Origin of the sequence: Microbacterium sp. S1037, from assembly GCF_048381605.1 — a bacterium.
GTDB lineage: Bacteria > Actinomycetota > Actinomycetes > Actinomycetales > Microbacteriaceae > Microbacterium > Microbacterium testaceum_B.
Map to the genome: position 1 here is coordinate 2,250,374 of NZ_JBLWIG010000001.1, position 26,150 is coordinate 2,276,523.

The following is a 26,150-nucleotide window of genomic DNA, read 5'->3' on the forward strand; positions in this document are numbered from 1 at the left end:
GTCAGGGCAGCGAGACGTTGGTGGTGTTGATCGGCACCGCGTAGATGTCTTCGATGGCGTCGGCGTAGTCCTTCACGATGACATTGCGCTTTATGCTCATCTTCGGCGTGAGATGCCCGCTGGCCTCGGTCCACTCGGTGGGCAGGATCGTGAACTTGCGGATCGACTCCGCGCGCGAGACGCGCGTGTTCGCACGGTCGATCGCGCCCTGCACCTCGGCGCGCACCTTCTCGTTGGTCGCCGCGTCCGCGAGCGACATGTCGGCGGGCAGCCCGTTGTTCGCGAGCCACGTGGGCAGCATCTCGGGGTCGAGCGTCACGAGGGCCGAGATGAACGGCTTGTGGTCGCCGACGACCACGACCTGACCCACGATCGGGTTGGCGCGGATGGGGTCCTCGAGGGCCGCGGGGGCGACGTTCTTGCCCCCGGCGGTGACGATGATCTCTTTCTTTCGCCCGGTGATGGCGAGGAAGCCGTCACTGTCGAACGCGCCGATGTCGCCCGTCTTGAACCATTCGCCGTCGAACGCCTCGGCCGTGGCTTCGGGGTTCTGCCAGTACTCGCGGAACACGTTCACCCCGCGCACCTGGATCTCGCCGTCGTCGGCGAGACGGATGCCGACACCAGGGAGGACGGGCCCGACGGTGCCGATCTTCGACTTGGTGGCGAGGTTGACGGTCGCCGGCGCCGTCGTCTCGGTGAGGCCGTAGCCCTCGAGGATCACCACGCCGAGGCTGCGGAAGAAGTGGCCGAGGCGCGGACCCAGGGGAGCGGACCCCGAGACGGCGTACACGACGCGTCCGCCCATGGCATCCCGGAGCTTCGAATAGACGAGCTTGTCGAACAGGGCGAACTTGATCTTCAGCAGCAGCGGGATGGGCTTGCCGTCCTGTAGACGCTGCGAGTGCTCGATCGCCGCGTCGGCGGCGGCTCGGAAGATCTTGCCCTTGCCGCCGGCCTCGGCCTTCTGCTCGGCGGAGTTGTAGACCTTCTCGAACACGCGGGGCACGGCCAGAAGGAACGTCGGCTTGAACGACCCGAGCGCGGGGAGCAATTGCTTGGTGTCGGGCTGATGCCCGGTCTTGACCCCCGCGTGCACGTTCAGCAGCGAGATGAAGCGGGCGAACACGTGCGCCGTCGTGATGAACAGCAGGGTCGAGGCGCCGGGCGTCTCGACGACTTCGTGCAGGGCCTTCGCCGAGTTGCGAGCGAGCTCGACGAAGTTGCTGTGCACGAGGACGCAGCCCTTGGGCCGGCCGGTCGATCCCGAGGTGTAGATCAGGGTCGCCACATCGGAAGCCTTGGCGAGGTGGCGGCGCCGCTCGATCTCTTCATCGGTGATGTGGGTGCCGTTCGCCACCAGGGCGTCGAGGGCTCCCGTGTGCATCTCCCAGACCTCGCGGACCAGGGGGAGATCGCTGCGCACCTCGTCGAGCCGCGCGGCGTGCTCGGACGACTCCACGACGACGGCGATCGCTCCCGAGTCCGAGACGATCCACGAGATCTGCGACGGCGAGCTCGTCTCGTAGACCGGCACCATGATCGCTCCGGCGTAGAACAGCGCGAAGTCGACGAGTGTCCAGTCATATGTGGTGCGCGCGATGAACGCCACCTTCTCGCCGGGCTGGATTCCCGCCGCGACGAACCCCTTGGCCAGCGCGATCACCTGCCGCTCGAATTCGGAGGCGGTGATGTCGCGCCACCCCTGTGCATCGGGGACGGCGAACAGCGGCCGGTCGGGGGTCGCCCGGACACGGTCGGCCAGCAGGTCGGACGCGTTGGCATCGGGGTCTGCTTCGACGACGGGGGGAAGGTCGAACTGGATCACGGCAACTCCTTCGGTACCGGAAAAATGTCGATCGGTGCATCGAGTCTATCCGGACGACATCACCGCTCCGTGGCGGACGCCCCGTCCGGCAGGCGTCCCCCGGGGTGGCTAGACTTCTCCGGGCCGCGCCGGGTGGCAGGCCGGAGGGGAGCACGGTGCAGAACGTCGGCATCGACATCGGAGGCACGAAGATCGCGGGCGGCGTCGTCGCAGAAGACGGCACGATCGTCGAGAAGCTCCGCGTGGACACCCCCATCGATCCCGCCGCGTTGGTGGATGCCGTCGTCGACATGGCCGATCACCTGCGCCGGACCCACGAGATCCACGCGATCGGCGTCGCGGCTGCCGGTTTCATCAGCTCGGACCGCAGCACCGTCATCTACGCCCCGAACATCGACTGGCGCAACGAACCGCTGCGCGCCCGCCTCGAGGATCGCCTGCACGCGCCCGTCACCATCGAGAACGACGCCAACGCGGCCGGCTGGGGCGAGTATCGCTTCGGGGCCGGTCGCGGCGTCCGCGACATGGTCATGCTGACCATGGGCACCGGCGTCGGCGGCGCTGTCGTCACCGACGGCGAACTGTTCCGCGGCGGTCACGGCATCGGTGCCGAGCTCGGTCACATGCGCTTCATGCGCGGCGGTCACCCGTGCGGATGCGGACAGAACGGATGCCTCGAGCAGTACGCGTCCGGCCGCGCCCTGCAGCGCGAAGCGAACGCCATCGCCGACGAGGGCGGTGTCGGCGCTGCCCTGGCCGCCGTACGCGACGAGAAGGGGGCGATCCCCGGTACCGCCATCTCGCGGTTGGTGCTCGCGGGCGACCCCGGGGCGCTCGAAGCCCTGCGCCGCGTCGCCACCGCGCTCGGCGAGGCCTGCGGAGGATTCCAGGCCGTGCTCGATCCGGAACTGTTCGTGATCGGCGGCGGCGTGGCGCAGCTCGGGGAAGATCTTCTCGCACCCGTGAAGCTCGCGTACGAGACCTCGCTCCCGGGGTACGGTGAACGTCCGGTGGCCGAGTTCACGATCGCGCGACTGGGCAATGACGCCGGCCTCATCGGCGTCGCAGACCTGGCGGGCAAGGAGCGCTGACGATGTTCTACTGGCTCATGAAGTACGTCGTGATCGGACCGGTCATCAAGGCCGTGTTCCGTCCGTGGCTCGTGGGTCGGCGGAACATCCCGCGCGAGGGCGCGGCGATCCTGGCGAGCAACCACCTGTCGTTCTCCGACTCGATCTTCCTGCCCCTGATGATCGACCGGCGGATGGCGTTCCTGGCCAAGAGCGACTACTTCACGGGCAAGGGGCTGAAGGGCTGGGCCACGCGCCTGTTCTTCACGGCCACCGGCCAACTGCCGATCGATCGTTCCGGGGGCAAAGCATCCGAGGCGTCGCTGAACACGGGCCTCGGGGTCCTCGGTCGCGGGGAGCTCCTGGGCATCTATCCCGAGGGGACGCGCAGCCCCGACGGCACGCTTTACCGCGGCCGCACGGGTATCGCGCGCATGGCGCTCGAAGCGCGGGTCCCGGTCATCCCGGTGGTCATGGTCGACACCGGTGCGGTCATGCCGATCGGCCAGCGACTGCCGCGCGTGGGACGCGTGGGCATCATCATCGGAGAGCCCCTCGACTTCTCTCGATTCGACGGCATGGAGGGTGACCGCTACATCCTGCGGTCCGTCACCGACGAGATCATGGTGGCCCTTCAGCGCCTCGGCGAGCAGCGTTACGAGGACGTCTACGCCTCGACGGTGAAGGACCGTCTGGCCACTGCCCGGGCGGCGGAGGCGCCCGCGTCGCGCCACTAGACTTCAGGGGTGAATCAGCAGCTCCACGACCTCGACCACTGGCGGACCTTGCCCATCAAGCAGCAGCCGCAGTGGTATGACGAGGGCGCGGTGGCCGCGGCATCCGCAGAATTGGCGACCCTCCCGCCGCTGGTCTTCGCCGGCGAGGTCGACATCCTGCGCGATCGTCTCGCTCGTGCCGCCGCCGGTCAGGCCTTCCTTCTGCAGGGCGGTGACTGCGCCGAGACGTTCGCCGGCGCGACCGCCGAGCAGATCCGCAACCGCATCAAGACGGTTCTCCAGATGGCCGTCGTGTTGACCTATGGCGCGTCGATGCCCGTGGTGAAGATGGGTCGCATGGCGGGCCAGTTCGCGAAGCCCCGTTCGAGCGACGTCGAGACCCGCGGGGGAGTCACGCTCCCCGCCTACCGCGGCGACATCGTCAACGGGTACGACTTCACCGAGGAGTCGCGCAAGGCCGATCCCGCCCGCCTCCTCAAGGGCTACCACACGGCCGCGTCGACGCTGAACCTCATCCGCGCCTTCACGCAGGGTGGCTTCGCCGACCTGCGCGAGGTGCACAGCTGGAACAAGGGCTTCGCCTCGACCCCCGCCAATCAGGCGTACGAGAGCATGGCGACCGAGATCGACCGGGCGATCAAGTTCATGGAGGCGGCCGGCGCCGACTTCGACGAGCTGACGCGCGTCGAGTTCTACACCGGCCACGAGGGTCTGCTCATGGACTACGAGCGCCCCATGACCCGCATCGACTCGCGCACCGGCCTGCCCTACAACACCTCGTCGCACTTCCAGTGGATCGGTGAGCGCACCCGCGAGCTCGACGGCGCGCACGTCGACTACTTCTCGAAAATCCGCAACCCCATCGGCGTGAAGCTCGGACCCACCACGACTGCCGAGACGGCGCTCGCGCTGATCGACAAGCTCGACCCCGAGCGCGAGCCCGGTCGCCTGACGTTCATCACGCGCATGGGCGCCGGCAAGATCCGCGACGCGCTGCCCCCACTGCTCGAGGCCGTCCGCGACTCGGGCGCCACGCCGCTCTGGGTCACCGACCCGATGCACGGCAACGGCATCACGACGCCCACCGGGTACAAGACGCGTCGCTTCGACGACGTCGTCGACGAGGTGCGCGGCTTCTTCGAGGCCCACCGCGCCGTGGGAACCCACCCCGGCGGCATCCACGTCGAGCTCACCGGCGACGACGTCACCGAGTGCCTGGGCGGGTCGGAGCAGATCGACGAGGCCACCCTCGCGACGCGCTACGAGAGCCTGTGCGACCCCCGTCTGAACCACCGTCAGAGCCTCGAGCTCGCGTTCCTCGTGGCCGAGGAGCTCGAGAAGCGCTGAGGCCGTTCGCCCGTCCGACGCCCCCGATCCGTTGCGGTCGGGGGCGTCGTGGTTCGCGGGCGGGTCCTTTCGACAGGCTCGGGGACCTGCGACGGGCTCAGGGACCGTCAGCGGTCTCCGGGACTCCGGACACCCGCGCGGCGCGCGGTGGCTGAGCTCGTCGAAGCCATGCCCCGACCCGTGAAGCCGTCCTACAGGGTCGGCGTCAACGTCACCGTGCTGCCCTGCGGCGCGGTCGTGCCCGCCTTGGGGTTGCTCGAGCGCACCTTGTAGATGTCCCAGTACTTGAACCCCAGCGGGAGCGTGCCGTCGTCGATGCCCGCATTCACCTCGAAGCCGAGGTTCTCGAGCGTCGACACTGCCTCGCGGATCGTCATACCGACGATGTTCTCGGGGATCATGACGGGCTTCGGCCCGATCGAGACGCGGAGCGTGACGGTGTCGCCGGGGCGCCAGTTGCCGCCTCCGTCGCGATCGCCGATCGCGATCACGGTGCCCGAGGCGACGGAGTTGCTGTACTCCTCGCTCGTCGTGGTCTTCAGGCCGACCGACTGGAGCTTGCTCTCGGCGTCGGCGGTCTTGAGGCCCGCGACGTCCGGGACCGGCCCGAGCGATGTCGTCAGCGACGCGGCGTCGCCCTCGTAGATCGTGCAGCCCCCGGTGCAGTCGATCGCGTCGCCGCCGGAGCGGGGAGTGATGGATGCCGACAGCACGGTGTCTGGTCCCGCGTCGGTGAACTCTTGCGCGACGCTCGTCACATCCACGTAGACGCTCTCCAGGATCCCCTGGACCTCGTCGAGGCTCTTGCCCTGCAGCTCGGGGATCTGGTGGGTGGCGGGTCCGGCCGAGACGAAGACCGTGACGACCGTGTCCTTGTCGAGGCGCGACCCCGCCGTCGGGTCGGAGCCGACCGTCGTCCCCGCCGGGATCTCCCGGTCGTTGACGTCCTGGGACTGCGCGAGCAACTGGTTCTGCGCGAGGAGGGCCTCGGCATCCGCATAGCTCCGTTGAGAGACGTCGGGCACCTCGACGAGTGAGCCGGGCCCCGAGCCGAAGTACCACCCGGCGGTCGCGGACCCGCCCGCGAGAACGAGGACGAGCAGCAGCAACCAGATGCCCCGAGCGGTCCGCCGGCGCGTCTTCGCGCGCAACCGGGTCGCGTTGTCGGCGTCTTCGGTCGGCGCGTCGGGGATCGTGGCGGTCTGGGGGAGCACCTTCGTCAGCTCGCGCGACTCGGCCGCCGTGGCCGGGCCGACCGTTCCCACCGAAACGGCGCGCGCCACCTGGGGGGCGAGGCCGAGTTCTTTCTCGACCTCCCGCAGGCGTTGGAGCATCACGCCCGCGTCGACGGGACGATCGTCGGGCTCGCGTTCGGTCGACCAGAGCACGAGCTCGTCGAGCTGCTCGGGGACGGCGGGGTTCTTCGCGCTCGGACGCGGGACCGAGTCGGTCGCGTGCTGGTAGGCGATCTGCATCGGCTGCTCGCCCTTATAGGGCTGCTCGCCGGCGAGCATCTCGTACAGCATGATGCCGAGCGAGTAGATGTCGCTGCGGGCGTCGGCGGTGCCGCGCGTCACCAGCTCGGGCGCGAGGTACGCGATCGTCCCCATCAGCTGCGCGCCGCTGGCGGTGTTGGCGGTGGTCGCACGGGCGAGGCCGAAGTCGCCGATCTTGATGCGCCCGTCCTCGGCCAGGAGCACGTTCTCGGGTTTGACGTCGCGGTGGACGATGCCGGCGCGGTGCGCGGCCGCGAGGCCCGACAGGATGGCATCCATGATCGTCAGGGTCTGATCGACCGTCAGGCGTTTGTGCTCGCGCAGGAGCTCGCGCAAAGTGATGCCGGGCAGGTACTCCATGACCAGGTAGGCCATCTCGCCGTCCTGCCCCTGGTCGAACACGTTCACCACGTGCGGGTCGCTGAGTCTCGCGGCAGAGCGGGCCTCCTGGATGAACCGGCTCTGGAAGACGGTGTCGTCGCTGAGGTGCCCGTGCATGACCTTCAGCGCCACGCGGCGTTCGAGCCGGAGGTCGGTCGCCACGTACACGGTCGCCATACCGCCGCGCGCAATGCGCGCGCGAACCCGGTACCGGCCGTCGACGAGACGGCCGATCAGCGGGTCGGCCTGCTGACTCGTGCTCACGTGTCGAGTCTACGGAGCGCCCCCTGGGAGCCCGGGGAGCGGCTCACCCCTACCTCAGCCCAGAACGGCGAGCCACGTGGTCGCGGGCTGCTCCCACTGGGCGTATCGGTCGGGGTAGGCCGAGATCTGCACCGCCTGCGCGGCGTCGGCGTACGGCAGATCCTCCCACCCGGTGATGTCGAGGAGCCCGCGCGTGTCGGAGCCGTTCGGGTCTGCCGGTCCGCCGTAGAAAACGCGGATGGATCTCTCCCGATCGAGGATCTGCTCGGGCGTGCCCCAGCCCGTGCTCGGGCGCTGCTGGAACAGCCCGAGGGAATCGCGATCGCCCCAGTCGAGGTTTCGCAGCCACGACTCCTGCATCGCTGTGCCGAGGGCGATCAGGATGCCACGGTCGGACACGCCGAGCTCGCGCCCGATGCGGATGATGAGCCGGGCATTCTCGGACTGTTCCGCATCGAGACCGGGCGCGAGCACCGGACCCACGGATGCCGGACCGGGTGCGGTCGCGGAGGGGATTTGCAGCACTTCTCCGGGGAAGATGATCGAGTCGCGCGTGAGCCCGTTGGCGGACAGGACGGCATCGGTCGAGACTCCGTGCGCGGACGCGATCGCCGAGACGGTGTCGCCGGCGGTCACTTCGTACGTGACCTGGACGGGCTCAGGCGCGGGAGCGGCGGGTGGGGGTGCGGCGGGTGGAGATACGGCGACGCCGAGCGCGAGCACCTGGCCGGGGCGGATGACGCTGTCGGCGGCGAGACCGTTGGCCGCTTGGAGGGCCGCGACGTCGAGGCCGTACCGCTGCGCGATGTCCCAGACGGTGTCTCCGGGTTCGACGGTGTGCGTCGCGGGCGTGCTCGTGGCCACGGCGAGCACCGGGATCTGTCCGAGGGGTGCGGGAGCCGGGGGGAGCGCCGCGAGAGGCGCCGGCGGTGCCGCGTGGGCTGTGCCCTCGCCGGTGAGGGCGAGGGCAATCGTGCCGACGACCGCTGCGGGCCAGATCACGGTGGCGCGCGCGGGCAGCGTGGGGGAGGGGAGTCGTCGCATGGTGGGGGATTCCGTTCTTCCGACTGCCCAAAACGCTCGCACGGCCTGGGAAGGATGTCAACGCGTGAGGTCGGTGTGACGGATGTGACGAAGACGGTGCCGGATGACGGAGGGGATGACGGATGGTCGCCGTGCCGTCGCCGATGAGAGGATGGGGCCGTGAGCGATACACCCCGTTACGAAACCGCGTGGCTGACCATCCCCGATCTCGTCGAGGTGCTGGGCGAGTCGCACGGACGCGTCCGTCGTCTGCTCGACGAGCACTACCTCGTCGGTTCGCGTCGCGACGGCGTGCTGCGCATCCCCTCGGTCTTCGTCGTCGACGGCCGTCCCCTGCCGGCGCTGCGGGGGACGATCATCGTCCTGCACGATGCCGGTTTCGACGAGGACGAGACCATCGACTGGCTGCTCACGCCCGAAGACACCATCGGCGTCGCCCCGATCGAAGCGCTCCTGGCGGGGCGTAAGAGCGAGGTGCGACGGGTCGCAGCGACCCTCGCCTGATTCCGCCCGCCCCCGGGCTTCCGCCCGCCGCCGGGCTTCCACCCATCGTCGATCGGCGGCGGGTCAGGACGAGCGCTGCGTGGCGGCGCGGGCGAGGTCGCGCAGCTCGCCGACCGCGGCGTCGCCGAGCCGGGCGCCGGCCAGGGCCCGGTCTGCGCGCCGTGAGTAGTCGGCGATCAGTTCCTCGGTGCGGGCGAGCGCGCCCGTGTCGACGATCGTGTTCTGCAGGGCGCTGATCTGCGCCGCATCCAGCTCGGCATCGCCGAGAAGCTCGTCGACGGTGCGCCGGGCCGGCGCGGGCAGTACCTCGCGGGCGAAAGCGACGAGCACAGTCCGCTTCCCCTCTCGGAGGTCGTCCCCGACGGGCTTGCCCGTCACGGCCGTGTCACCGAAGACCCCGAGCACGTCGTCGCGCAGCTGGAAAGCCATCCCGACGTCGTGCCCGAAGCGTCCGAGCGCATCGAGCTGCTCGTCGTCCGCGCCGGCGAAGGCGGCGCCGATCTCGAGCGGCTTCTGGATGCTGTACCGCGCCGACTTGTAGGACGCCACGCGCAGCGCGCGTTCGGCGTGCTCCTCGTCGGGATACACGGCGTACGCCGACTCCTCCGCGACGTCGAGGAACTGACCGATCGTGACGTCGCGGCGCATGTCCGCGTAGAACCGTCGCGTCGCCGCCGCCGTGGGCTGATCGGCGAGGGCCTCCTCGAGCAGGTCGTCGCTCCACGCCACCAGCAGGTCGCCGAGCAGCACCGCTCCCGAGCGTCCGAACATCGCGGCGTCGCCGGTCCATCCCGCCGCCGCATGCGCGGCTTCGAGCGCGCGGTGCGCGGCGGGCTGTCCGCGCCGCGTGTCGGAGTTGTCGATGATGTCGTCGTGGACGAGCGCCGCCGCCTGGAAGATCTCGAGGGCCGCCGCGACCGAGACCGCCGCGGGGGTGAGGCTCGTGTCGCGCGCCCCCGACGACTCGATGACGGCGCGCCAGCCGGTGAGGCAGAACCGTGCCCTCAGGCGCTTGCCGCCGCGCAGCGATGCGGCGCCGGCGCGGCTCATCGTTTCCGCCTCCGGCCCCAGCGAGGAGGCGTACGATAGCTGGTCAGAAAGGAACTTGTCGAGTCGCTGGGAAACAGCTTCGATCGGTTCCGGGGAGGTCACCACGGGCCTAGCCTAGTGATCCACGCCCCGCGTAGAATCGTCCGTACTTAGCAACAGAGGGGGATGCATGCCACTCTCCGAACAGGAGCAGCGTCTGCTAGACGAGATGGAGCGCCATCTCATGAGTCACGACGCCGATGTCGTCACTGCCCCCGGACGCGCCCTCAGTTACCGCAACATCGTCTACGGGTCCATCCTCGTGCTGGCCGGCCTCGGTGCTCTCGTCGCGGGCGTCTCGATCGGTTTCAATACGGGGTTCCTCGGTATCGCGATCGGTGTCCTCGGGTTCATCCTCATGGTCAGCGGGGTCGTCCTCGCGGTCACGCCGATGAAGGGCTCCCACCGCGCGGCCTCAGCGTCTCCCTCCGCGACCCGCGCCCCGCGCGCATCCGGCGCCTCCTTCATGGATCGCATGAACGATCGGTGGGACCGCCGCAACGAGGAGCGCTAAGCCCTCTCGTCCTCGATAAGCACCGGCTCTTCGGAGCCGGTGCTTTTTCGTGCGCCCGGCAGGTTTCGTGCGCCCTGCAGGTTCTGCCGGCTGCGGTCCTGGCATCCCCCATAAACGCTGTTCGCTCGCATAAACGCGATCTCCTCGTGTTTCTGTGCGCGAACAGCGTTTATGCGTCGCGAGGAGCGCGGCCCGACGCCTCCCGCGGCCCCGCGGCGTCACTGCCGCGAGTGATCGGCGACGTTGCGCCGCGATCGCCCCGGCCGGCGTCACGGGCTTCCGTCTCCATGCGCCGCGCCGCTGTCGCGGCATCCCTCCCTTTTCCTCCACCCGCGTCGTCGAATCGCGGCCGCGCGGGCGGCTTCCGCGCCGTTCCGCGGTTGCACGCGCCCTGCGCGCGTTGCGAGCGGACTGTACACGAGGGGGAGTTCGCCCAGAAGAGGGCGCGAATCGATAGCCAAGTGGAGGGCAGTGGAGTAAAGTGGGGGAAACTTCGCAGGCCGGACGAAGGGGGTGGACACCCGAATGCTGCTCGGTACGCACACCCCCAAGCTCGACGACAAGGGCCGGGTCATCCTGCCGGCGAAGTTCCGTGACGATCTCGGCGCCGGAGTGGTGATCACCCGGGGGCAGGACCGCTGCCTCTACGTGTTCAGCACCGAGGAGTTCGAGCGCGTGCACGAGCGGATCCGCGAGGCTCCGCTGAGCAACAAGCAGGCCCGCGACTTCCTGCGCATGTTCCTCTCGGGGGCCAGCGCCGAGAAGCCCGACAGCCAGAACCGCATCACCGTGCCCCCGGCTCTCCGCGCCTATGCCGGTCTCGGTCGCGAACTGGTCGTCACGGGCGTCGGCGCCCACGCCGAGATCTGGGACGCCGAGGCGTGGAACTCCTACGCCGAGAGCAACGAAGAGACGTACGCCGAGATGGAGCAGGAGGTGATCCCGGGACTCTTCTGATCCTCGGCTGTGACTCCCAGCCGCATGCCCTGACGCACTTCCCCGGCGCCAGGTCGATGCGGATGGGGATCAGAGCCGAGGAGAACCCCCGACATCTCATGGACATCCGCGACATCCACACCCCCGTCCTCCTCGATCGGTGCGCCGAGCTGCTGGCTCCGGCCCTCCAGCGACCGGATGCCGTCTTCGTCGACGGCACGCTGGGCATGGGCGGGCACTCCGAGGCGTTCCTCGAGCGTTTCCCGACCGCGCGCCTCATCGGCCTGGACCGCGACACGGACGCCCTGCGCATCGCGGGGGAGCGTCTGGCGCGCTTCGGCGACCGTGTCACCCTCGTCCACACCGTGTACGACGGGATCGCGGAGGCCGTGGCATCCGCGGGTGTCGACAAGGTCGACGGCATCCTGTTCGACCTCGGCGTGTCCTCGCTCCAGCTCGACGAGGCCTCGCGCGGCTTCGCCTACGCGCAGGACGCCCCGCTCGACATGCGCATGGACCAGACGACGGGCGTCACGGCGGCCGAGGTGCTCGCGACCTACGGCGAGGGCGATCTGCGCCGGATCTTCGAGCGCTACGGCGAGGAGAAGCTCGCCGGACGCTACGCGCGCGCCATCATCGCCGCGCGCGCGAACGCCCCGCTCGAGCGGTCGGGTCAGCTGGTCGACGTGCTGCAGGCGGCCACGCCCGCCGCCGTCCTGCGCGAGCGCCACCCGGCCAAGCGTGTCTTCCAGGCCCTGCGCATCGAGGTCAACGCCGAGCTGTCGGTGCTCGAGCGCACCATCCCCGCCGCCCTGAAGGTGCTGGGCGTGGGCGGGCGCATCGTCGTGCTGTCGTACCAGTCGCTCGAGGACCGGCTGGTCAAGCGCGTGTTCGCCGAGGCCACGGCATCCACGGCTCCCCGTGGTCTTCCGGTCGAGCTTCCCGAGCACGCGCCCAAGTTCCGCCTCCTCGTGCGCGGAGCCGAACTCGCCAGTGACGAAGAACGCGCGGCCAACCCCCGCGCCACCCCCGTGCGTCTGCGTGCGGCCGAGCGAATCCAGGAGGACGCATGAGCGCACCCCAGGCCATCGATCTGCGGGCTGTCCACACCGGACTCGAGCCGGAGTTCCCGACGCCGATCCGCGAGCCCCGTCGCCTGCAGGCCGTTCCCGCGCCGGCGCGTCGCCGCGCGCCGCGTCGTGCCTTCGGCGTCATCGCCGTCGCCGGGGCGGTACTCATCGCGCTCGTGCAGATGGGGCTGTCGATCCTCACCACGCAGAGCTCCTTCGAGATCGCCTCGCTCACGCAGCAGCAGCGCGACCTGACCTACCAGAAGCAGATCCTCAACGACGACGTGGCCGGTCTCAGCTCGCCGCAGTACCTCGCGGCGAACGCGGCCGCCCTCGGAATGGTCATCGACGAGTCGCCGACCTACCTCCGTCTCAGCGACGGCGCCGTGATCGGGTCGGGGAAGCCCGCCGAGAACGTGTCGTCCGTCGACGCGCTCGGCCGCGGGTCGGTGCGCAACGCCCTCATCTCGGGCGTTCCGCTCGCCACCAAGCCGCAGACTCCGGCGGAGCCGGCCGCGAACGCGCCCGCCGAGGCGACGCCGGGCGCGGCGACCCCCGATCAGACGGCTCCGCCCGCTGGTTCTGCGACACCCCCGCCGATCAGCGACGGTCTGCCGACGCCCGCGACACGATAAGCACATGACGACTTCCCTCACCCGTTCTCCGCGGCGACGCACGGTGATCGCCCTGGGCGTCGTCCTGGTGGTGCTGATCGCCTTCGTCGTCCGTCTCGTCGACATCCAGGTCGTGAACGCCCGCGAACACGTGGACGACTCGCTGGCCATGGGCATGCAGGACTCGCGCACGATCTACGGCTCCCGCGGATCGATCGTCGATGAGAACGGCGTGACCCTCGCGGCGAGCGTGAATCGCTACGACGTCGACATCGACCCCAAGCTCGCGGCCCAGGGACTGACCGACCGCGACGACTCCGGGAACGTCGAGGTCACCCAGACCTGGAGCCAGATCGCGGCGCAGATCGCGGGGATCACGGGTCAGGACCCGGCCGACGTCGAGAAGATCGTGACCGACGCTGTCGCGGCGAACCCCGACTCCCGCTGGGCGAATGTGGCGAAGCGCGTCTCGACCGAGCAGTACCGCGCTCTCGCGGCGCTGGGTCTGCCGTTCCTCAGCTTCCCGCCGCAGGCGGGGCGCATCTACCCCGACGGCGCCGTCGCCGGAAACCTCGTCGGCTTCGTCGGCAGCGACGGCGAACCGCTCGCGGGGCTCGAATCCGCGGACAACGCGTGCCTCGCCTCGCAGAACGGCAAGGTCGTCTTCCAGCAGGGCCGTGACGGCAACGTGCTGCCCGGGACCGAGGTCGAGACCGAGCCGGCCGTCGACGGCGGAACCCTCAAGCTCACGATCGACCGCGACCTGCAGTGGTACCTCAGCCAGCTGATCGCCGAGCAGGTGCAGAACACCGGCTCGCTGCGCGGCACGATCACGGTGGTCGAGGCCAAGACCGGCAAGATCCGCGCCCTAGCCGAATACCCGACGGTCGACCCCAACGACCCGACGTCGACGCCGGCGGACGACCGCGGGAGTGCGGCCTTCGGCAACCCGAACGAACCCGGATCGACGATGAAGGCGATCACCGCGGCCATCGGCCTGGACTCGGGCGCTTTCACCGCGGACACGACGGTCACCGCGTCCGGAAGCGAGACGCTCCCCGGTGATGCGCGCGTGTCCGACTCGTTCTCGCACGGCGCGAACAACTACACGCTGACGGGCGTCCTCATCGACTCGTCGAACGTCGGCATCTCGAAGTTCGGCGAGATGATCCCGCTCGACACCCGCGTCTCGTACCTCGAGAAGTTCGGGCTCACCCAGCAGACGGGGGTCGACTTCCCAGGCGAGTCGTCCGGCATCATGCGCGACCCCTCGCAGTGGGACAAGCAGACCTTCTACAACACGACGTTCGGCCAGGGCATCTCGGTGACGGTGCCGCAGCTCGCGGGCGCCTACCAGACGATCGCGAACGGGGGCGTGCGGATGCCGCTCTCTCTCGTCGAGGGCTGCACCGCCGCCGACGGTACGGTCACCGACGTCCCCGACGCGCAGGGCACGCGCGTGGTCTCCGAGGCCGCCGCGCGGCAGGTCTCGCTCATGCTCGAGAACGTCGCCACGCAGGGCACGCTCGCCAAGCAGGTCGAGATCCCCGGCTACCGTGTCGCGATCAAGACGGGTACCGGTGAGAAGACCGACCCGCAGACCGGCGCCTACAAGGGCGACGCGTACTTCACCACGATGATCGGTTTCGCCCCCGCGGACGACCCCCAGTACGTCGTCGAGGTCAACCTGGACGAGCCGCGGACGGTAAAATCGTCCGCGGCAACCGCCCCCGCGTTCCAGAAGGCCCTCACGCAGGTTCTCAAGACCTATCGCGTGATCCCGTCCGGAACCACGACCCCCGAACTGCCCAAGTTCGGCTGAGACGCCGCCGACGCCGGTCTCGTCTCGGTAACGAATGCGACACGGAAAGGGCGTTCGCACAGCAATGATCTCCACGAGCCTCTCCCATCTCGCCGACGCCATCGGTGGGCGTCTCGTCCTCCGCGCGGGCGACACTCCCGACACCCTCGTCGCGGGTCTCGTCGACACCGACTCGCGTCTCATCGAGCCGGGCGACATCTTCGTCGCCAAACCCGGCGAGACCACCGACGGGCACCTCTTCGTCGGCACCGCGGTCGACCGCGGGGCGGTCCTCGCGATCGTCGAGCGGGAGGTCGACGACGAGGTGACCCAGATCGTCGTCCCGGATGCCGTGGCCGCGCTGTCCGACCTCGCCCGCGACGTGGTGGCCCGGGTCCGGCGGAACGGCGATCTGCGCATCATCGGGATCACCGGCTCGAACGGCAAGACCACGACGAAGAACCTCCTCGCCCGAATCCTGAGCGACGAGGGCGAGACCGTGTCGCCGCGCGCGTCATTCAACAACGAGGTCGGCGCGCCGCTCACGATGCTTCGCGTGACCGAGAAGACCCGCTACCTCGTGAGCGAGTTCGGTGCCAGCGCGCCGGGAGCCATCGCGCACCTGGCCGGTCTCGTCACCCCCGATGTCGGCGTCGTCCTCATGGTGGGCATGGCGCACGCCGGCGGATTCGGCGGGATCGAGTCCACCTTCCACGCCAAGAGCGAGCTCGTGCACGCCACGCGAGAGGGCGGGCTCGCCGTGCTCAACGTCGACGATCCGCGCGTCGCCGCGATGGAGCCGTTCGCGCGCGACCGCGGGCAGGACGTCCGCTGGTTCGGCCGGGGGGAGCGCGCGGCCGTCCGCGCCGTCGACGTCGAGGTCTCGGCATCCGGGACCCGCGCCGATCTGATCGTCGACGGAGAGCCGCACACCCTCACCCTGCGCGTTCTCGGGGAGCACCACGTCATGAACGCCCTCGCCGCGCTGGCGACCGCCACCGCGCTCGGCGTGCCCGCTGCCGACGCGATCGCGCGGCTCGAGACCGTCGAGATCGCCGAGCGCTGGCGCATGCAGCCGCTGGGCTCCGACCGCGTCCGCATCATCAACGACGCCTACAACGCCAGCCCCGACTCGATGGCTGCGGCGCTTCGCACCCTCGCGCAGATCACCGGCCCCGGGGAGCGGACGGTCGCCGTCCTGGGCGCGATGAGCGAGCTGGGGGAGTACGCCGATGAAGAGCACGACCGCGTCGGCCTGCTGGCGGTGCGCCTTCGCATCCAACGCATCGTCGTGATCGGGCCCGAGGCGCGGCGCATGTACCTCGAGGCGATCGCCCAGGGATCGTGGGATGGCGAGGCGGTCTTCTTCGCCGATGCCGACGCCGCGTACGACTACCTGTCCACCGAACTCCGTGACGGTGACCGGGTGCTCGTGAAGTCGTCGAACTCCGCCGGCCTGCGCTTCCTCGGCGACCGTCTGGGAGAGTTGTTCGCGTGAGATCACTACTGACATCGGCGGGGATCTCGCTGGCCTTCACCCTGTTCCTCACGCCGGTCTTCCTGCGATGGTTCCGGCGGTGGGGCTGGGGCCAGGTGATCCGTACCCCCGAGAACGTGCACAACCCCTCCCACGGGGCCAAGCGCGGAACGCCCACGATGGGCGGCACGATCTTCATCCTGGGCACGATCATCGGGTACTTCATCGGCTCCTACGCCGGAAACAACCCTCCGACGATCTCCGGACTCCTGGTCCTGTGGCTCATGCTCGGCTTCGGCGTCGTGGGCTTCATCGACGACTACATGAAGGTGCGCCTGCAGAACAGCCTCGGACTGTCGGGGTGGCGCAAGATCGCGGGCCAGGTCATCGTGACGGTACCGTTCGCCGTCGTCGCGCTGAACTTCCCCAACGCCTTCGGTCAGACGCCGGCGTCGGGGTACATCTCGATCTTCCGCGACATCCAGGTCCTGTCGCTGTTCGCGCTCGGCCCGATCGTCGGGTGGCTGCTGTACCTCGCGTGGATCTCGCTCATCGGCACCGCGGCATCCAATTCGGTCAACGTCGCCGACGGACTCGACGGGCTCGCCGCGGGCTCCGGCATCTTCGTGATCGGCGCCTACAGCCTGATGGCGTTCTGGCAGAACAAGCAGATGTGCGCGGACGTCCTCGATCCCACGGTGCAGGCCGGATGCTATGCGGTGCGCGATCCGTTCGATCTGGCGATCGTGTCGGCGTCGTTCGTCGGCGCGCTCGTCGGGTTCCTCTGGTGGAACGCCCCGAAGGCCAAGGTCTTCATGGGCGACTGCGGATCGATGGCCATCGGCGGCGTGGTCGCGGCCATGGCGATCCTCACCCGCACCGAACTGCTGCTGATCCTCATCGCCGGCGTTTACGTGATCGCCTCCGGGTCCGTCATCCTGCAGCGCGCGTACTTCAAGATCACGCGGGGTAAACGTCTGTTCCTCATGAGCCCTCTGCACCACCACCTCGAGATGAGGGGATGGCCCGAGGTGACCATCGTCGTGCGCATGTGGATCATCGCGGGTCTGCTCGCGGTGTCCGGCGTCGGCTTCTTCTACGTCGAATGGCTCTCCCGCGTATGAGCGATCTCTCCACCCTCACGAGCTGGTACGCCGATTGGAACGGCCTGCGCGTCGCGGTGCTCGGTCTGTCGGTCACCGGGTTCTCCGCCGCCGACACGCTCGCCGAGCTCGGCGCCGAGGTTCTCGTCGTCACCGAGAAGGCCGACGAGGAGTACGCGCGCCTGCTGCCGGTCATCGGGGCACGGCTCCACGTCGGACCGCTCGCGGAACCGCCGGCCGAACTGGTCGACTTCGCGCCCGAGGTCGTGCTCGCGTCCCCGGGGTTCTCCCCATCGCACCCCGTCATCCGGTGGGCGATCGCGAACGCCGTCCCGCTCTGGGGAGACGTCGAGCTCGCGTGGCGGGTGCGTGACAAGGTCGTGCGTCCCGACGGCTCGCCGGCCGACTGGATCCTCATCACCGGCACGAACGGCAAGACCACCACGACGCGCCTCACCGCGGAGATGCTCGTCGCGGGCGGACTGCGCGCCGCCCCGGTGGGCAACATCGGGACCCCCGTGCTCGACGCCGTCCGCGACCCGAACGGCTTCGACGCCCTCGTCGTCGAACTGTCGAGCCACCAGCTCTGGTACCTCAACCGGCAGACCGGGCCCGAGGCTCTGTCCCCGCATGCCGCGGTCTGCCTCAACCTCGCCGACGACCACCTCGAGTGGCACGGCAGCGCCGAGGCCTATCGTGACGCGAAGGCGGGCGTCTATGCCCGGACGCGCGTGGCGTGCGTCTACAACAAGGCCGACGTCGCCACGCGCGAGATGGTCGAGGACGCCGAGGTCGAGGAGGGGGCTCGAGCGATCGGCTTCGACCTGGGCGTGCCCGGGCCGAGCGACTTCGGTGTGGTCGACGGCATCCTGGTCGATCGGGCGTTCCTCGAGGAGCGTGCCACGTCCGCCCTCGAGCTGACGACGGTGGCCGACCTGGCCGAGGTCGGGCTCGCCGCGCCGCACGTGGTGGCGAACATCCTCGCCGCGAGCGCCCTCGCTCGCTCGCTCGGCGTGTCACCGGCCGACATCCACGACGCTCTCGAGCGCTTCCGCCTCGACCCGCATCGCATCCAGGTCGTCGCCGCGCACGCGGGTGTCACGTGGGTCGACGACTCCAAGGCGACCAACCCGCACGCGGCGTCGTCGTCGCTCGCCGCGTACCCCGGCGCGGTGTGGATCGTGGGCGGCCTGCTGAAGGGCGTCGATCTCAGCGATCTCGTCCGTTCGCGCGGTGTTCGCGCCCGAGCGGCGATCGTCATCGGCACGGAGCGGGCGGCCGTCGTGACGGCGTTCGAGCGACACGCCCCCGAGGTGCCGGTTTTCGAGGTCGACCACACCGAGACTGAGGACGTCATGACACGCGTCGTCGAACTGGCGGCGGGCGTCGCCCAGGACGGAGACACCGTGCTCCTCGCCCCGGCGGCGGCGTCCTTCGATCAGTTCGCGTCGTACTCCGACCGCGGTGAGCGATTCGCCGACGCGGTGCGGGCATGGCTCGCGAACGAAGACGGAACGACCCGACAGCTCTGAGGGGGATGCGAGTGACCACGACGGCCCCGCCGCCCCGGCAGACACCCGACGAGCCCTCCACCCCCGGCCTCGCCGCACGGGTCTCCCTGGGCCGAGCTTTCCGCCCGGTCTCGACCGAGTTCCTGCTGATCACCTCGGCTGCCCTCCTGCTCACGGGTTTCGGGCTCGTGATGGTGCTGTCGGCGACCTCGGCTCTCGACGGCGGACAGAACCCCTTCGATCACGTCCTGAAACAGGGCGTCTTCGCCGTGGTCGGCATCCCGCTGATGTTCGCCCTGAGCCGCGCACCGATGGCGTTCTGGAAGAAGATCGCCTGGCCGGTCCTGATCTTCGCGACGCTGTTCCAGCTCCTCGTCTACGTGCCCGGCCTCGGCATCGAGTCGTACGGAAACCGCAACTGGGTGCAGATCGCCGGGTTCCAGTTCCAGCCCGCCGAGTTCCTGAAGCTCGCGCTCGCCCTGTGGATGGGCGCGGTGCTCTACCGCAAACGCCGTCTGCTGACCGCGTGGAAGCACGTGTTCATCCCCGTCGTGCCGGTGGCCGTCCTCGTCATCGGGACCGTGCTGGGGGGGAAAGACCTCGGCACGGTGATGATCCTCGTCCTCGTGGTGCTCGGCGCCCTGTTCTTCGCCGGGATCAAGCTCCGCATGTTCATCGTCCCCGCGGTGCTGTCGGTGGGGGTGGTCCTCGCCTCGGCGGTCGGCAGCGAGAACCGCATGGCGCGCATCACGAGCCTGTTCAACCCCGACGACGCCTCCTGCTACTACACCTCCTGCTACCAGTCCCTGCACGGGATCTGGGGTCTCGCGAGCGGAGGGCTCCTGGGGCTCGGCCTCGGCAACTCGAAAGAGAAGTACGACTGGCTCCCGGCGGCCGCGAACGACTACATCTTCGCGATCATCGGCGAAGAGCTCGGTTTGATCGGATGCCTCGTGGTCCTGCTGCTGTTCGCGCTGTTCGCGGTCGGTGCGTTCCACATCATCCGTCGCACCGATGACACCTTCGTGCGGATCGTCGCCGGCGCGATCACCCTCTGGATCGTCGGGCAGGCGCTCGTGAACATCGGCGTCGTCCTGCGCATCTTCCCGGTGCTCGGCGTCCCGCTGCCGTTCATGTCGCAGGGCGGCACGTCGCTTCTGTCGGTGCTCATCGCGTGCGGTGTCCTGCTGTCGTGCGCGCGGACGTTGCCCGACCGCCGCTCCGAGACGCCCGCGGCCCCCGCGCGCGCAGCCCGACGCCGCTGACGTTTAGGCTCGAACGAGTGACGACCACTCTTCTGGCCGGCGGCGGCACCGCCGGGCACGTGAACCCCCTGCTCGCCGTCGCGGACGGTCTGCGCGCTCGCGACGCCTCCGACGAGGTCCTCGTCCTCGGGACGCGCGAGGGCCTCGAGGCTCGTCTCGTGCCGTTGCGCGGCTACGAGCTCCTGTTCGTCGACAAGGTTCCCTTCCCTCGGCGTCCGAACGCCGCCGCGGCGCGCTTTCCCGGTCGGTTCCTCCGTGCCGTCGCCGAGGTCCGGCGGATGATCCGCGAGCGCCGGGTCGACGTGGTCGTGGGCTTCGGGGGATACGCCGCCGCCCCCGCGTACGTGGCGGCGCGCCGTGAGCGTGTTCCCTTCGTCGTCCACGAGGCCAACGCCAAGCCTGGGCTTGCGAACGTCCTGGGCGCCCGCGGCGCCTCCGGGGTGGGGGTGGCGTTCGAGGGCACGCCCCTGCGCGGTTCGCGGGTCGTCGGCATGCCGTTGCGGCGCGAGATCGTCGACCTCGACGCTCACGCTCTCCGCGACGAGGCGGCTCGTCATTTCGATCTGGATGCCACCCGCCCCACGCTCCTCGTCTTCGGCGGCTCGCTCGGGGCGCTGCGCCTGAACACGGCGTTCGGCGGAGCCTGGCGCGACGTGCTCGACGCGGGCTGGCAGCTCCTGCACGTGACGGGGCAGAACTCCGACCTGCCCGACCCCGGCGCCGCCGGGTACGCGGTCGTCCGCTACGTCGATCGGATGGACCTGGCCTTCGCCCTCGCGGACTTCATCGTTTCGCGATCGGGTGCCGCGACCGTCAGCGAGATCAATGCGCTGGGCATTCCGGCGGTGTACGTGCCGTACGCCGTGGGCAACGGCGAGCAGAGCTTGAACGCCGCCGCAGCCGTGCGTGCGGGGGCGGCTCGCCTGATCCCCGACGTCGAGTTCACCCCCGATCGCGTCCGTTCCGAGATCGTGCCGCTGCTGCGCGATGACGCGGCACGCGACGCCATGCGCATCGCAGCCGCCCGCGCCGGTACTCGCGCCGGCACCGAGAACGTCATCGCGATGATCGACGAGGCCCTGAGGCGCTGACGGGCGCGCCGGGGCTCGCACGCAGGATCCGCGACGTAAACTCGCAGACGCCATGATCAGACCCGACCTGAGCCTCCCCATCCCCGAGACCATCACCTCCGCGCACTTCATCGGCGTCGGCGGTTCGGGCATGTCCGGGCTCGCCCGCATGTTCCTCGACCGCGGCATCCGGGTCTCCGGTTCCGACCGCGCCGACAGCGCCGCGCTGCGGGATCTCGCCGCTCGCGGCGCGACCGTGTACGTCGGTCACGATGCCGCGCACCTGGGAGACGCGGACACGGTCGTGCACACGGGTGCCATCTGGCCCGAGAATCCCGAGTTCGTCACCGCCAAGGAGCGCGGGCTGCACGTCATCCACCGCTCGCAGGCGCTGCACTGGCTCATCGGCGGCCGCCGCCTCGTCTCGGTCGCCGGCGCGCACGGCAAGACGACCTCGACCGGCATGATCGTCACGGCGCTGCGCGCGCTCGAGGTCGACCCCACCTTCGTCAACGGCGGCGTGATCGCCGACCTCGGTGCCTCGAGCGGCACGGGCTCCGACGACCTCGTCGTCATCGAGGCGGACGAGTCCGACGGCACCTTCGAGCTCTATGACACCGCCGTCGCACTCATCACGAACGTCGACCCCGATCACCTCGACCACTACGGCTCGCGCGACGCGTTCGACGCCGCGTTCGCCCGATTCGCGGATGCCGCGAGCGAAGCCGTCGTGATCTCCTCCGACGACGCGGGCGCCCGCGCCGTGCGGGAGCGCATCACGCACGCGAACGTCGTGACCTTCGGCGAGGACTCGGCCGCCGACGTCCGGCTGAGCGGCATCCGGACCGACGGTCCCGTCGCCTTCACGCTGACCGCCGACGGCGAGAGCGTCGACGTGCAGCTGCGGGTCCCGGGGGCGCACAACGCCGTCAACGCGGCCGGTGCCGTCGCGGTCCTGCGCGTGCTCGGGCACTCGCTCGCCGATGCCGCCCGCGCGGTCGAGGGCTTCGGCGGGACGGTCCGACGCTTCGAGCTGCACGGCGTCGCGCAGGGCGTCAGCGTGTACGACGACTACGCGCACCACCCCACGGAGGTCGCCGCAGCTCTCTCGGCCGCACGTACGGTCGTGGGTGAGGGACGCATCATCGCGATCCAGCAGCCGCACACGTATTCGCGCACGCAGGAGATGTACCGCGAATTCGCGGAGGTCCTCGAGACCCACGCCGACCACACGGTCATGCTCGACGTCTACGGCGCGCGTGAGGATCCGGTGCCCGGAGTCACCGGCGAGCTCGTCAGCGGGGCGTTCGCCGATCCCGAGCACGTGCACTACGTCCCCGACTGGCAGGCGGCCGCCGACTACACGGCCCGCATCGCCCGGCCCGGAGATTACGTCATCACCCTGGGCTGCGGGAACGTGTACCAGATCATCCCGCAGGTGCTCGAGGCGCTCTCGCGCACCGAGGCCGCGGCGGTCTGAGCGTGGAGCGGCCCTCGCCCCTGCCCTCGCCGCCGGAGCGGCGCGCCCGCCCGGCCGAGGTGCCCACGGCGCGCGTCGAGCCGCCCCTGCCCGACGCGGACGGGGCGACCGCGCCCGTCGTCCCGCTGATCGCCCCGACCGGGCGAGGCGACGAGAAGATCCCGGATGCCGCGCCCCCGGCGGAGGAGACCGGGACCGGCCTGCGCGATGTCTGGCGCGCCTCGCGCGCACGGCGCCGCGCGCTGCGCGCCGAGGTCCGCCGGTTCACGGTGCGTCAGCGTCGTCGTCGACGGATCTGGATCGGGGTCGGCGTCTCCGTCGCGGTGATGGTCGTGGCGACCGTGGGGGCCGCCTACAGCCCGTTGTTCGCCCTCGAGCGCGTCGACGTGGTGGGAACGTCGCAGCTCGACGCGGCCGCGGTCACCGAAGCGCTCAGCGATCAGGTCGGCACTCCGCTCGCCCTCATCGACGACAGCGAGATCAAGGCCGCCCTGGTGCGCTTCCCCCTGGTGGAGTCGTACACGCTCGAGGCGCAGCCCCCGCACGACCTCGTCGTCCGCATCGTGGAGCGCACGCCCATCGGCGTCGTGCAGACCGCGGCCGGCTTCACGGTGGTCGACGCGGCGGGCGTCGTCCTCTCCACGACCCCCCAGGCGCCCGCGGGGCAGCCGGTGCTCGACATTCCGGCGGGCACGTCGTCCGAGCCGTTCCGCGCGGCCGGACGCGTCATGCGCGCGCTGCCCGACGGCATCCGTTCGCAGGTCACCGCGGTGTCCGCGACGACACCGGACGACGTGACCCTCACCCTCGGTGCGACCGGCACCCGCGTGATGTGGGGGAGCGCCGACCGCTCGCCCGAGAAGGCCCGTGTTCTCGACCTGCTGATGCAGAAGAGCCCGCCCGACAGCACCCGCGAGTACGACGTGACCTCGCCCGAGGCCGGCGTCATCCGCTGATCTCGGGAGCGATCCTCGGACACGCCGCGTGTCGACCGGGCGGCGACCACAACGCCGCCTACTTTCAAGTCAAGGAATTGCATACCGGGCAATTCTTTAACCCTCAACATGAGGTTTAGAGTTTCGGGTTCGGGGACAAACGGAGGCCGGCATGAGCCACAACCAGAACTACCTCGCCGTGATCAAGGTCGTCGGTGTGGGCGGGGGCGGCGTCAACGCCGTCAACCGCATGATCGAGCTCGGCCTGCGCGGCGTGGAGTTCATCGCGATCAACACCGACGCGCAGGCGCTGCTCATGAGCGACGCCGACGTCAAGCTCGACGTCGGCCGCGAGCTGACGCGCGGCCTGGGCGCGGGTGCGGATCCCGAGGTGGGCCGTCGCGCCGCCGAGGACCACGCCGAAGAGATCGAGGAGGCGCTCCGCGGTGCCGACATGGTCTTCGTCACGGCGGGCGAGGGCGGTGGCACCGGAACCGGTGGCGCTCCCGTCGTCGCCAAGATCGCCAAGTCGATCGGCGCCCTCACCATCGGTGTCGTGACCAAGCCCTTCTCGTTCGAGGGCCGTCGCCGCCAGAGCCAGGCGGAGGGTGGTGTCCAGCGCCTGAAGGAAGAGGTCGACACCCTCATCGTCGTCCCCAACGACCGTCTCCTCGAGATCAGCGACCGCGGCATCTCGATGATCGAGGCCTTCGCCACGGCCGACCAGGTACTGCTCGCCGGTGTCCAGGGCATCACCGACCTCATCACGACCCCGGGTCTGATCAACCTCGACTTCGCCGACGTCAAGAGCGTCATGCAGGGAGCGGGGTCGGCCCTCATGGGCATCGGCTCGGCGCGGGGGGCGGATCGCGCCATCAAGGCCGCCGAGCTCGCCGTCGAATCGCCCCTGCTCGAGGCGTCGATCGAAGGGGCGCACGGCGTCCTGCTGTCGATCCAGGGCGGATCGAACCTCGGCATCTTCGAGATCAACGACGCCGCGCAGCTCGTCAAGGAAGCGGCGCACCCCGAGGCGAACATCATCTTCGGTACGGTCATCGACGACACGCTCGGCGACGAGGTCCGCGTCACGGTCATCGCCGCCGGCTTCGACGGGGGAGAACCGTCGCTGCGCATCGACGCGGTGGGTGCCCAGCGCTCCGTCTCGGCACCCGTCGTCCCCGTCATCCCCGCCGACGACGTGGCGCGCGACCTGCACGCGGCCGAGGAGCAGAAGGCTTCGACCGAGCGCGCCCCCGAGCGCAAGCCCGAGCCCGCGCCCGTCGCGGCCCACGTCCCCGAGTCGTCGTACGACGGTGGATTCGCCGACGACGACCTCGACGTGCCGGACTTCCTCAAGTAAGCACGAGTGAGCAGTGCAGCGGGTCCGGTCTTCGCCGGGCCCGCTGCGTCGTGAAGGAGACCCATGTCCAGCGCCCTCGCCGATCGTCTCGCCGACGTCGATGCACGCATCGCGGATGCCGCCCGCGCGGCGGGCCGCGATCTCGCCGGCATCACGCGCATCGTCGTGACGAAATTCCACCCGGCCTCGCTCGTTCGCGACCTTCACGCGCTGGGCGTCCGCGACGTCGGCGAGAATCGACAGCAGGAGCTGACGGCCAAACGCGATGAGCTGGCGAGCCTTCTCGACCTCCGCTGGCACTTCATCGGGCAGGCCCAGACGAACAAGGCGCGGGCCGTCCGCGCCGCGGCCGACGTGGTCCACTCCGTCGATCGTTCGCGTATCGCCGATGCTCTGGATGCCGTGGGCTCGGGTGATCCGCTCGACGTGCTGCTGCAGGTGAACCTGACGGACGACACCGGGCGCGGGGGAGTCGCTCCGGCTGAGGTGGAGGCCCTTGCCGCCCACGTCGCGGGACTGGCGTCGCTGCGCGTCCGGGGTGTGATGGCGGTGGCCCCGCTCGACGAGGACCCCGCTCACGCCTTCGAGCGTCTTCGTCGGAGCGCGGACGTCGTGCGCACGGTCGTCCCGGAAGCGACGTGGATCTCGGCGGGGATGACCGGCGACTTCCCCGAAGCGATCGCAATGGGCGCGACACACCTGCGGATCGGGTCCGCAATCACGGGTCCGAGGCCCGTGCGCGGATAGCCTCGACACAGACGAGCGAACGGAGGATGCGATGTCGAACCCGCTCAAGAAGACGATGGTTTACCTGGGACTCGCCGACGAGGAGGAGACCTATGACGAGCCTGCGCCGCAGCCGGCCGCGCGCAAGCAGCAGCCGCAGCAGACCGCGCCGATCGAGAAGGCTGCTCCCGTGACCCCCCTGCATCGGCCCGCCGTGGTGCGCCAGCCCGCTGCCGGTCCGGTCAGCGAGATCCTGACGGTGCACCCCAAGCAGTACCGCGACGCGCAGACGATCGCCGAGAACTTCCGCGAGGGGATCCCGGTCATCATCAACCTGTCGCAGATGAGCGACGCCGACGCGCGCCGTCTGATCGACTTCGCGAGCGGTCTGTCGCTCGGTCTCTACGGACGCATCGAACGGGTCACGAGCAAGGTCTTCCTGCTCTCGCCCGAGAACATCGCCGTCTCCGGAGACGGGGCGATCGCGCAGGCCGACCCCGAGGTCGCGCCCTTCGCGCCTCAGTAAGC

At 69.9% G+C, this 26,150-nt stretch carries 23 protein-coding genes; 19 read left to right on the forward strand and 4 right to left on the reverse strand.

The window, feature by feature from the left end; translation table 11 throughout:
• Nucleotide 1: 1 nt before the first annotated feature.
• Nucleotides 2-1,828: an AMP-dependent synthetase/ligase gene (locus ACMW4R_RS10180; protein WP_058626457.1), complete on the reverse strand. Its 1,827-nt coding sequence runs from the start codon at nt 1,826-1,828 to the stop codon at nt 2-4.
• Nucleotides 1,829-1,983: 155 nt separating this feature from the next.
• Between ACMW4R_RS10180 and ACMW4R_RS10185 the strand changes: the two genes are divergently transcribed.
• The 3 genes from ACMW4R_RS10185 to ACMW4R_RS10195 are packed head-to-tail and all read left to right on the forward strand — an operon-like array spanning nt 1,984 to nt 4,982.
• The gene (locus ACMW4R_RS10185; RefSeq protein WP_418299826.1) at nt 1,984-2,919 is read left to right on the forward strand and encodes an ROK family glucokinase; all 936 of its coding nucleotides are present in this window, start codon (nt 1,984-1,986) and stop codon (nt 2,917-2,919) included.
• A 2-nt stretch (nt 2,920-2,921) separates the two neighbouring features.
• Complete coding sequence (locus ACMW4R_RS10190) at nt 2,922-3,635, forward strand: lysophospholipid acyltransferase family protein (RefSeq protein WP_418299827.1); 714 nt, start codon at nt 2,922-2,924, stop codon at nt 3,633-3,635.
• A 9-nt stretch (nt 3,636-3,644) separates the two neighbouring features.
• On the forward strand, nt 3,645-4,982 hold the full coding sequence (locus tag ACMW4R_RS10195; RefSeq protein WP_058596021.1) for a class II 3-deoxy-7-phosphoheptulonate synthase: 1,338 nt from the start codon (nt 3,645-3,647) through the stop codon (nt 4,980-4,982).
• A 191-nt stretch (nt 4,983-5,173) separates the two neighbouring features.
• Here ACMW4R_RS10195 and pknB read toward each other — a convergent pair whose 3' ends face one another.
• Both pknB and ACMW4R_RS10205 read right to left on the reverse strand, forming a co-directional pair.
• Nucleotides 5,174-7,123 carry a Stk1 family PASTA domain-containing Ser/Thr kinase gene (pknB, locus tag ACMW4R_RS10200; protein ID WP_418299828.1) on the reverse strand — a complete coding sequence of 650 codons (1,950 nt, stop codon included), beginning with the start codon at nt 7,121-7,123 and terminating at the stop codon, nt 5,174-5,176.
• Between the two features lie 54 nt (nt 7,124-7,177).
• The gene (locus ACMW4R_RS10205; protein WP_418299829.1) at nt 7,178-8,167 is read right to left on the reverse strand and encodes a LysM peptidoglycan-binding domain-containing protein; all 990 of its coding nucleotides are present in this window, start codon (nt 8,165-8,167) and stop codon (nt 7,178-7,180) included.
• A gap of 159 nt (nt 8,168-8,326) precedes the next feature.
• Here ACMW4R_RS10205 and ACMW4R_RS10210 point away from each other — a divergent pair, with 159 nt between their 5' ends.
• A complete protein-coding gene (locus ACMW4R_RS10210) occupies nt 8,327-8,671 on the forward strand; it encodes an Rv2175c family DNA-binding protein (RefSeq protein ID WP_058596018.1) in 345 nt (114 codons plus the stop codon).
• Nucleotides 8,672-8,734: 63 nt separating this feature from the next.
• Here ACMW4R_RS10210 and ACMW4R_RS10215 read toward each other — a convergent pair whose 3' ends face one another.
• Nucleotides 8,735-9,826 (reverse strand): polyprenyl synthetase family protein, encoded by a 1,092-nt coding sequence (locus ACMW4R_RS10215; RefSeq protein WP_418299830.1) that lies wholly within the window; start codon nt 9,824-9,826, stop codon nt 8,735-8,737.
• Nucleotides 9,827-9,890: 64 nt separating this feature from the next.
• Here ACMW4R_RS10215 and ACMW4R_RS10220 point away from each other — a divergent pair, with 64 nt between their 5' ends.
• The 15 genes from ACMW4R_RS10220 to ACMW4R_RS10290 all read left to right on the forward strand — a co-directional run bounded on the left by ACMW4R_RS10220 (nt 9,891) and on the right by ACMW4R_RS10290 (nt 26,148).
• Nucleotides 9,891-10,274 carry a DUF3040 domain-containing protein gene (locus ACMW4R_RS10220; RefSeq protein ID WP_058596016.1) on the forward strand — a complete coding sequence of 128 codons (384 nt, stop codon included), beginning with the start codon at nt 9,891-9,893 and terminating at the stop codon, nt 10,272-10,274.
• A gap of 525 nt (nt 10,275-10,799) precedes the next feature.
• Complete coding sequence (gene mraZ, locus ACMW4R_RS10225) at nt 10,800-11,231, forward strand: division/cell wall cluster transcriptional repressor MraZ (RefSeq protein ID WP_058596015.1); 432 nt, start codon at nt 10,800-10,802, stop codon at nt 11,229-11,231.
• Between the two features lie 98 nt (nt 11,232-11,329).
• Entirely contained in the window at nt 11,330-12,283 is a 954-nt protein-coding gene (gene rsmH / locus ACMW4R_RS10230) for a 16S rRNA (cytosine(1402)-N(4))-methyltransferase RsmH (protein ID WP_058596014.1), read from the forward strand.
• A complete protein-coding gene (locus tag ACMW4R_RS10235; protein WP_058596013.1) occupies nt 12,280-12,915 on the forward strand; it encodes a hypothetical protein in 636 nt (211 codons plus the stop codon). The genes rsmH and ACMW4R_RS10235 overlap by 4 nt, the downstream gene beginning before the upstream one ends.
• 4 nt (nt 12,916-12,919) lie before the next feature.
• Complete coding sequence (locus ACMW4R_RS10240) at nt 12,920-14,716, forward strand: peptidoglycan D,D-transpeptidase FtsI family protein (RefSeq protein WP_058596012.1); 1,797 nt, start codon at nt 12,920-12,922, stop codon at nt 14,714-14,716.
• 64 nt (nt 14,717-14,780) lie between these two features.
• Nucleotides 14,781-16,193: a UDP-N-acetylmuramoyl-tripeptide--D-alanyl-D-alanine ligase gene (locus tag ACMW4R_RS10245; RefSeq protein WP_418299831.1), complete on the forward strand. Its 1,413-nt coding sequence runs from the start codon at nt 14,781-14,783 to the stop codon at nt 16,191-16,193.
• The gene (mraY, locus tag ACMW4R_RS10250) at nt 16,190-17,296 is read left to right on the forward strand and encodes a phospho-N-acetylmuramoyl-pentapeptide-transferase (RefSeq protein ID WP_058596010.1); all 1,107 of its coding nucleotides are present in this window, start codon (nt 16,190-16,192) and stop codon (nt 17,294-17,296) included. Before ACMW4R_RS10245 ends, mraY begins: the two co-directional genes overlap by 4 nt.
• Nucleotides 17,293-18,807, forward strand: a complete 1,515-nt coding sequence (gene murD, locus ACMW4R_RS10255) for a UDP-N-acetylmuramoyl-L-alanine--D-glutamate ligase (protein WP_418299832.1) — start codon at nt 17,293-17,295, stop codon at nt 18,805-18,807. Before mraY ends, murD begins: the two co-directional genes overlap by 4 nt.
• 5 nt (nt 18,808-18,812) lie before the next feature.
• On the forward strand, nt 18,813-20,051 hold the full coding sequence (gene ftsW / locus ACMW4R_RS10260) for a putative lipid II flippase FtsW (RefSeq protein ID WP_418299833.1): 1,239 nt from the start codon (nt 18,813-18,815) through the stop codon (nt 20,049-20,051).
• 17 nt (nt 20,052-20,068) lie between these two features.
• Nucleotides 20,069-21,142 (forward strand): UDP-N-acetylglucosamine--N-acetylmuramyl-(pentapeptide) pyrophosphoryl-undecaprenol N-acetylglucosamine transferase, encoded by a 1,074-nt coding sequence (locus ACMW4R_RS10265; RefSeq protein ID WP_418299834.1) that lies wholly within the window; start codon nt 20,069-20,071, stop codon nt 21,140-21,142.
• 52 nt (nt 21,143-21,194) lie between these two features.
• The gene (murC, locus tag ACMW4R_RS10270) at nt 21,195-22,601 is read left to right on the forward strand and encodes a UDP-N-acetylmuramate--L-alanine ligase (protein WP_058596006.1); all 1,407 of its coding nucleotides are present in this window, start codon (nt 21,195-21,197) and stop codon (nt 22,599-22,601) included.
• Nucleotides 22,602-22,603: 2 nt separating this feature from the next.
• Nucleotides 22,604-23,557: an FtsQ-type POTRA domain-containing protein gene (locus tag ACMW4R_RS10275; RefSeq protein ID WP_058626446.1), complete on the forward strand. Its 954-nt coding sequence runs from the start codon at nt 22,604-22,606 to the stop codon at nt 23,555-23,557.
• Nucleotides 23,558-23,708: 151 nt separating this feature from the next.
• Entirely contained in the window at nt 23,709-24,896 is a 1,188-nt protein-coding gene (gene ftsZ / locus ACMW4R_RS10280) for a cell division protein FtsZ (RefSeq protein ID WP_058596004.1), read from the forward strand.
• Between the two features lie 63 nt (nt 24,897-24,959).
• Nucleotides 24,960-25,643 (forward strand): YggS family pyridoxal phosphate-dependent enzyme, encoded by a 684-nt coding sequence (locus ACMW4R_RS10285; protein WP_418299835.1) that lies wholly within the window; start codon nt 24,960-24,962, stop codon nt 25,641-25,643.
• 31 nt (nt 25,644-25,674) lie between these two features.
• A complete protein-coding gene (locus ACMW4R_RS10290) occupies nt 25,675-26,148 on the forward strand; it encodes a cell division protein SepF (RefSeq protein WP_058596002.1) in 474 nt (157 codons plus the stop codon).
• The last annotated feature ends 2 nt before the right edge of the window (nt 26,149-26,150 follow it).

Coding starts and splice junctions, on each gene's coding strand:
- mraZ (WP_058596015.1), top strand. CDS start 10,800: ATGCTGCTCGGTACGCACACCCCCAAGCTCGACGACAAGGGCCGGGTC.
- murD (WP_418299832.1), top strand. CDS start 17,293: ATGAGCGATCTCTCCACCCTCACGAGCTGGTACGCCGATTGGAACGGC.
- ACMW4R_RS10190 (WP_418299827.1), top strand. CDS start 2,922: ATGTTCTACTGGCTCATGAAGTACGTCGTGATCGGACCGGTCATCAAG.
- ACMW4R_RS10285 (WP_418299835.1), top strand. CDS start 24,960: ATGTCCAGCGCCCTCGCCGATCGTCTCGCCGACGTCGATGCACGCATC.
- murC (WP_058596006.1), top strand. CDS start 21,195: ATGATCAGACCCGACCTGAGCCTCCCCATCCCCGAGACCATCACCTCC.
- ACMW4R_RS10220 (WP_058596016.1), top strand. CDS start 9,891: ATGCCACTCTCCGAACAGGAGCAGCGTCTGCTAGACGAGATGGAGCGC.
- ftsZ (WP_058596004.1), top strand. CDS start 23,709: ATGAGCCACAACCAGAACTACCTCGCCGTGATCAAGGTCGTCGGTGTG.
- ACMW4R_RS10235 (WP_058596013.1), top strand. CDS start 12,280: ATGAGCGCACCCCAGGCCATCGATCTGCGGGCTGTCCACACCGGACTC.
- ACMW4R_RS10205 (WP_418299829.1), bottom strand. CDS start 8,167: ATGCGACGACTCCCCTCCCCCACGCTGCCCGCGCGCGCCACCGTGATC.
- ACMW4R_RS10240 (WP_058596012.1), top strand. CDS start 12,920: ATGACGACTTCCCTCACCCGTTCTCCGCGGCGACGCACGGTGATCGCC.
- ftsW (WP_418299833.1), top strand. CDS start 18,813: ATGCGAGTGACCACGACGGCCCCGCCGCCCCGGCAGACACCCGACGAG.
- ACMW4R_RS10245 (WP_418299831.1), top strand. CDS start 14,781: ATGATCTCCACGAGCCTCTCCCATCTCGCCGACGCCATCGGTGGGCGT.
- ACMW4R_RS10290 (WP_058596002.1), top strand. CDS start 25,675: ATGTCGAACCCGCTCAAGAAGACGATGGTTTACCTGGGACTCGCCGAC.
- rsmH (WP_058596014.1), top strand. CDS start 11,330: ATGGACATCCGCGACATCCACACCCCCGTCCTCCTCGATCGGTGCGCC.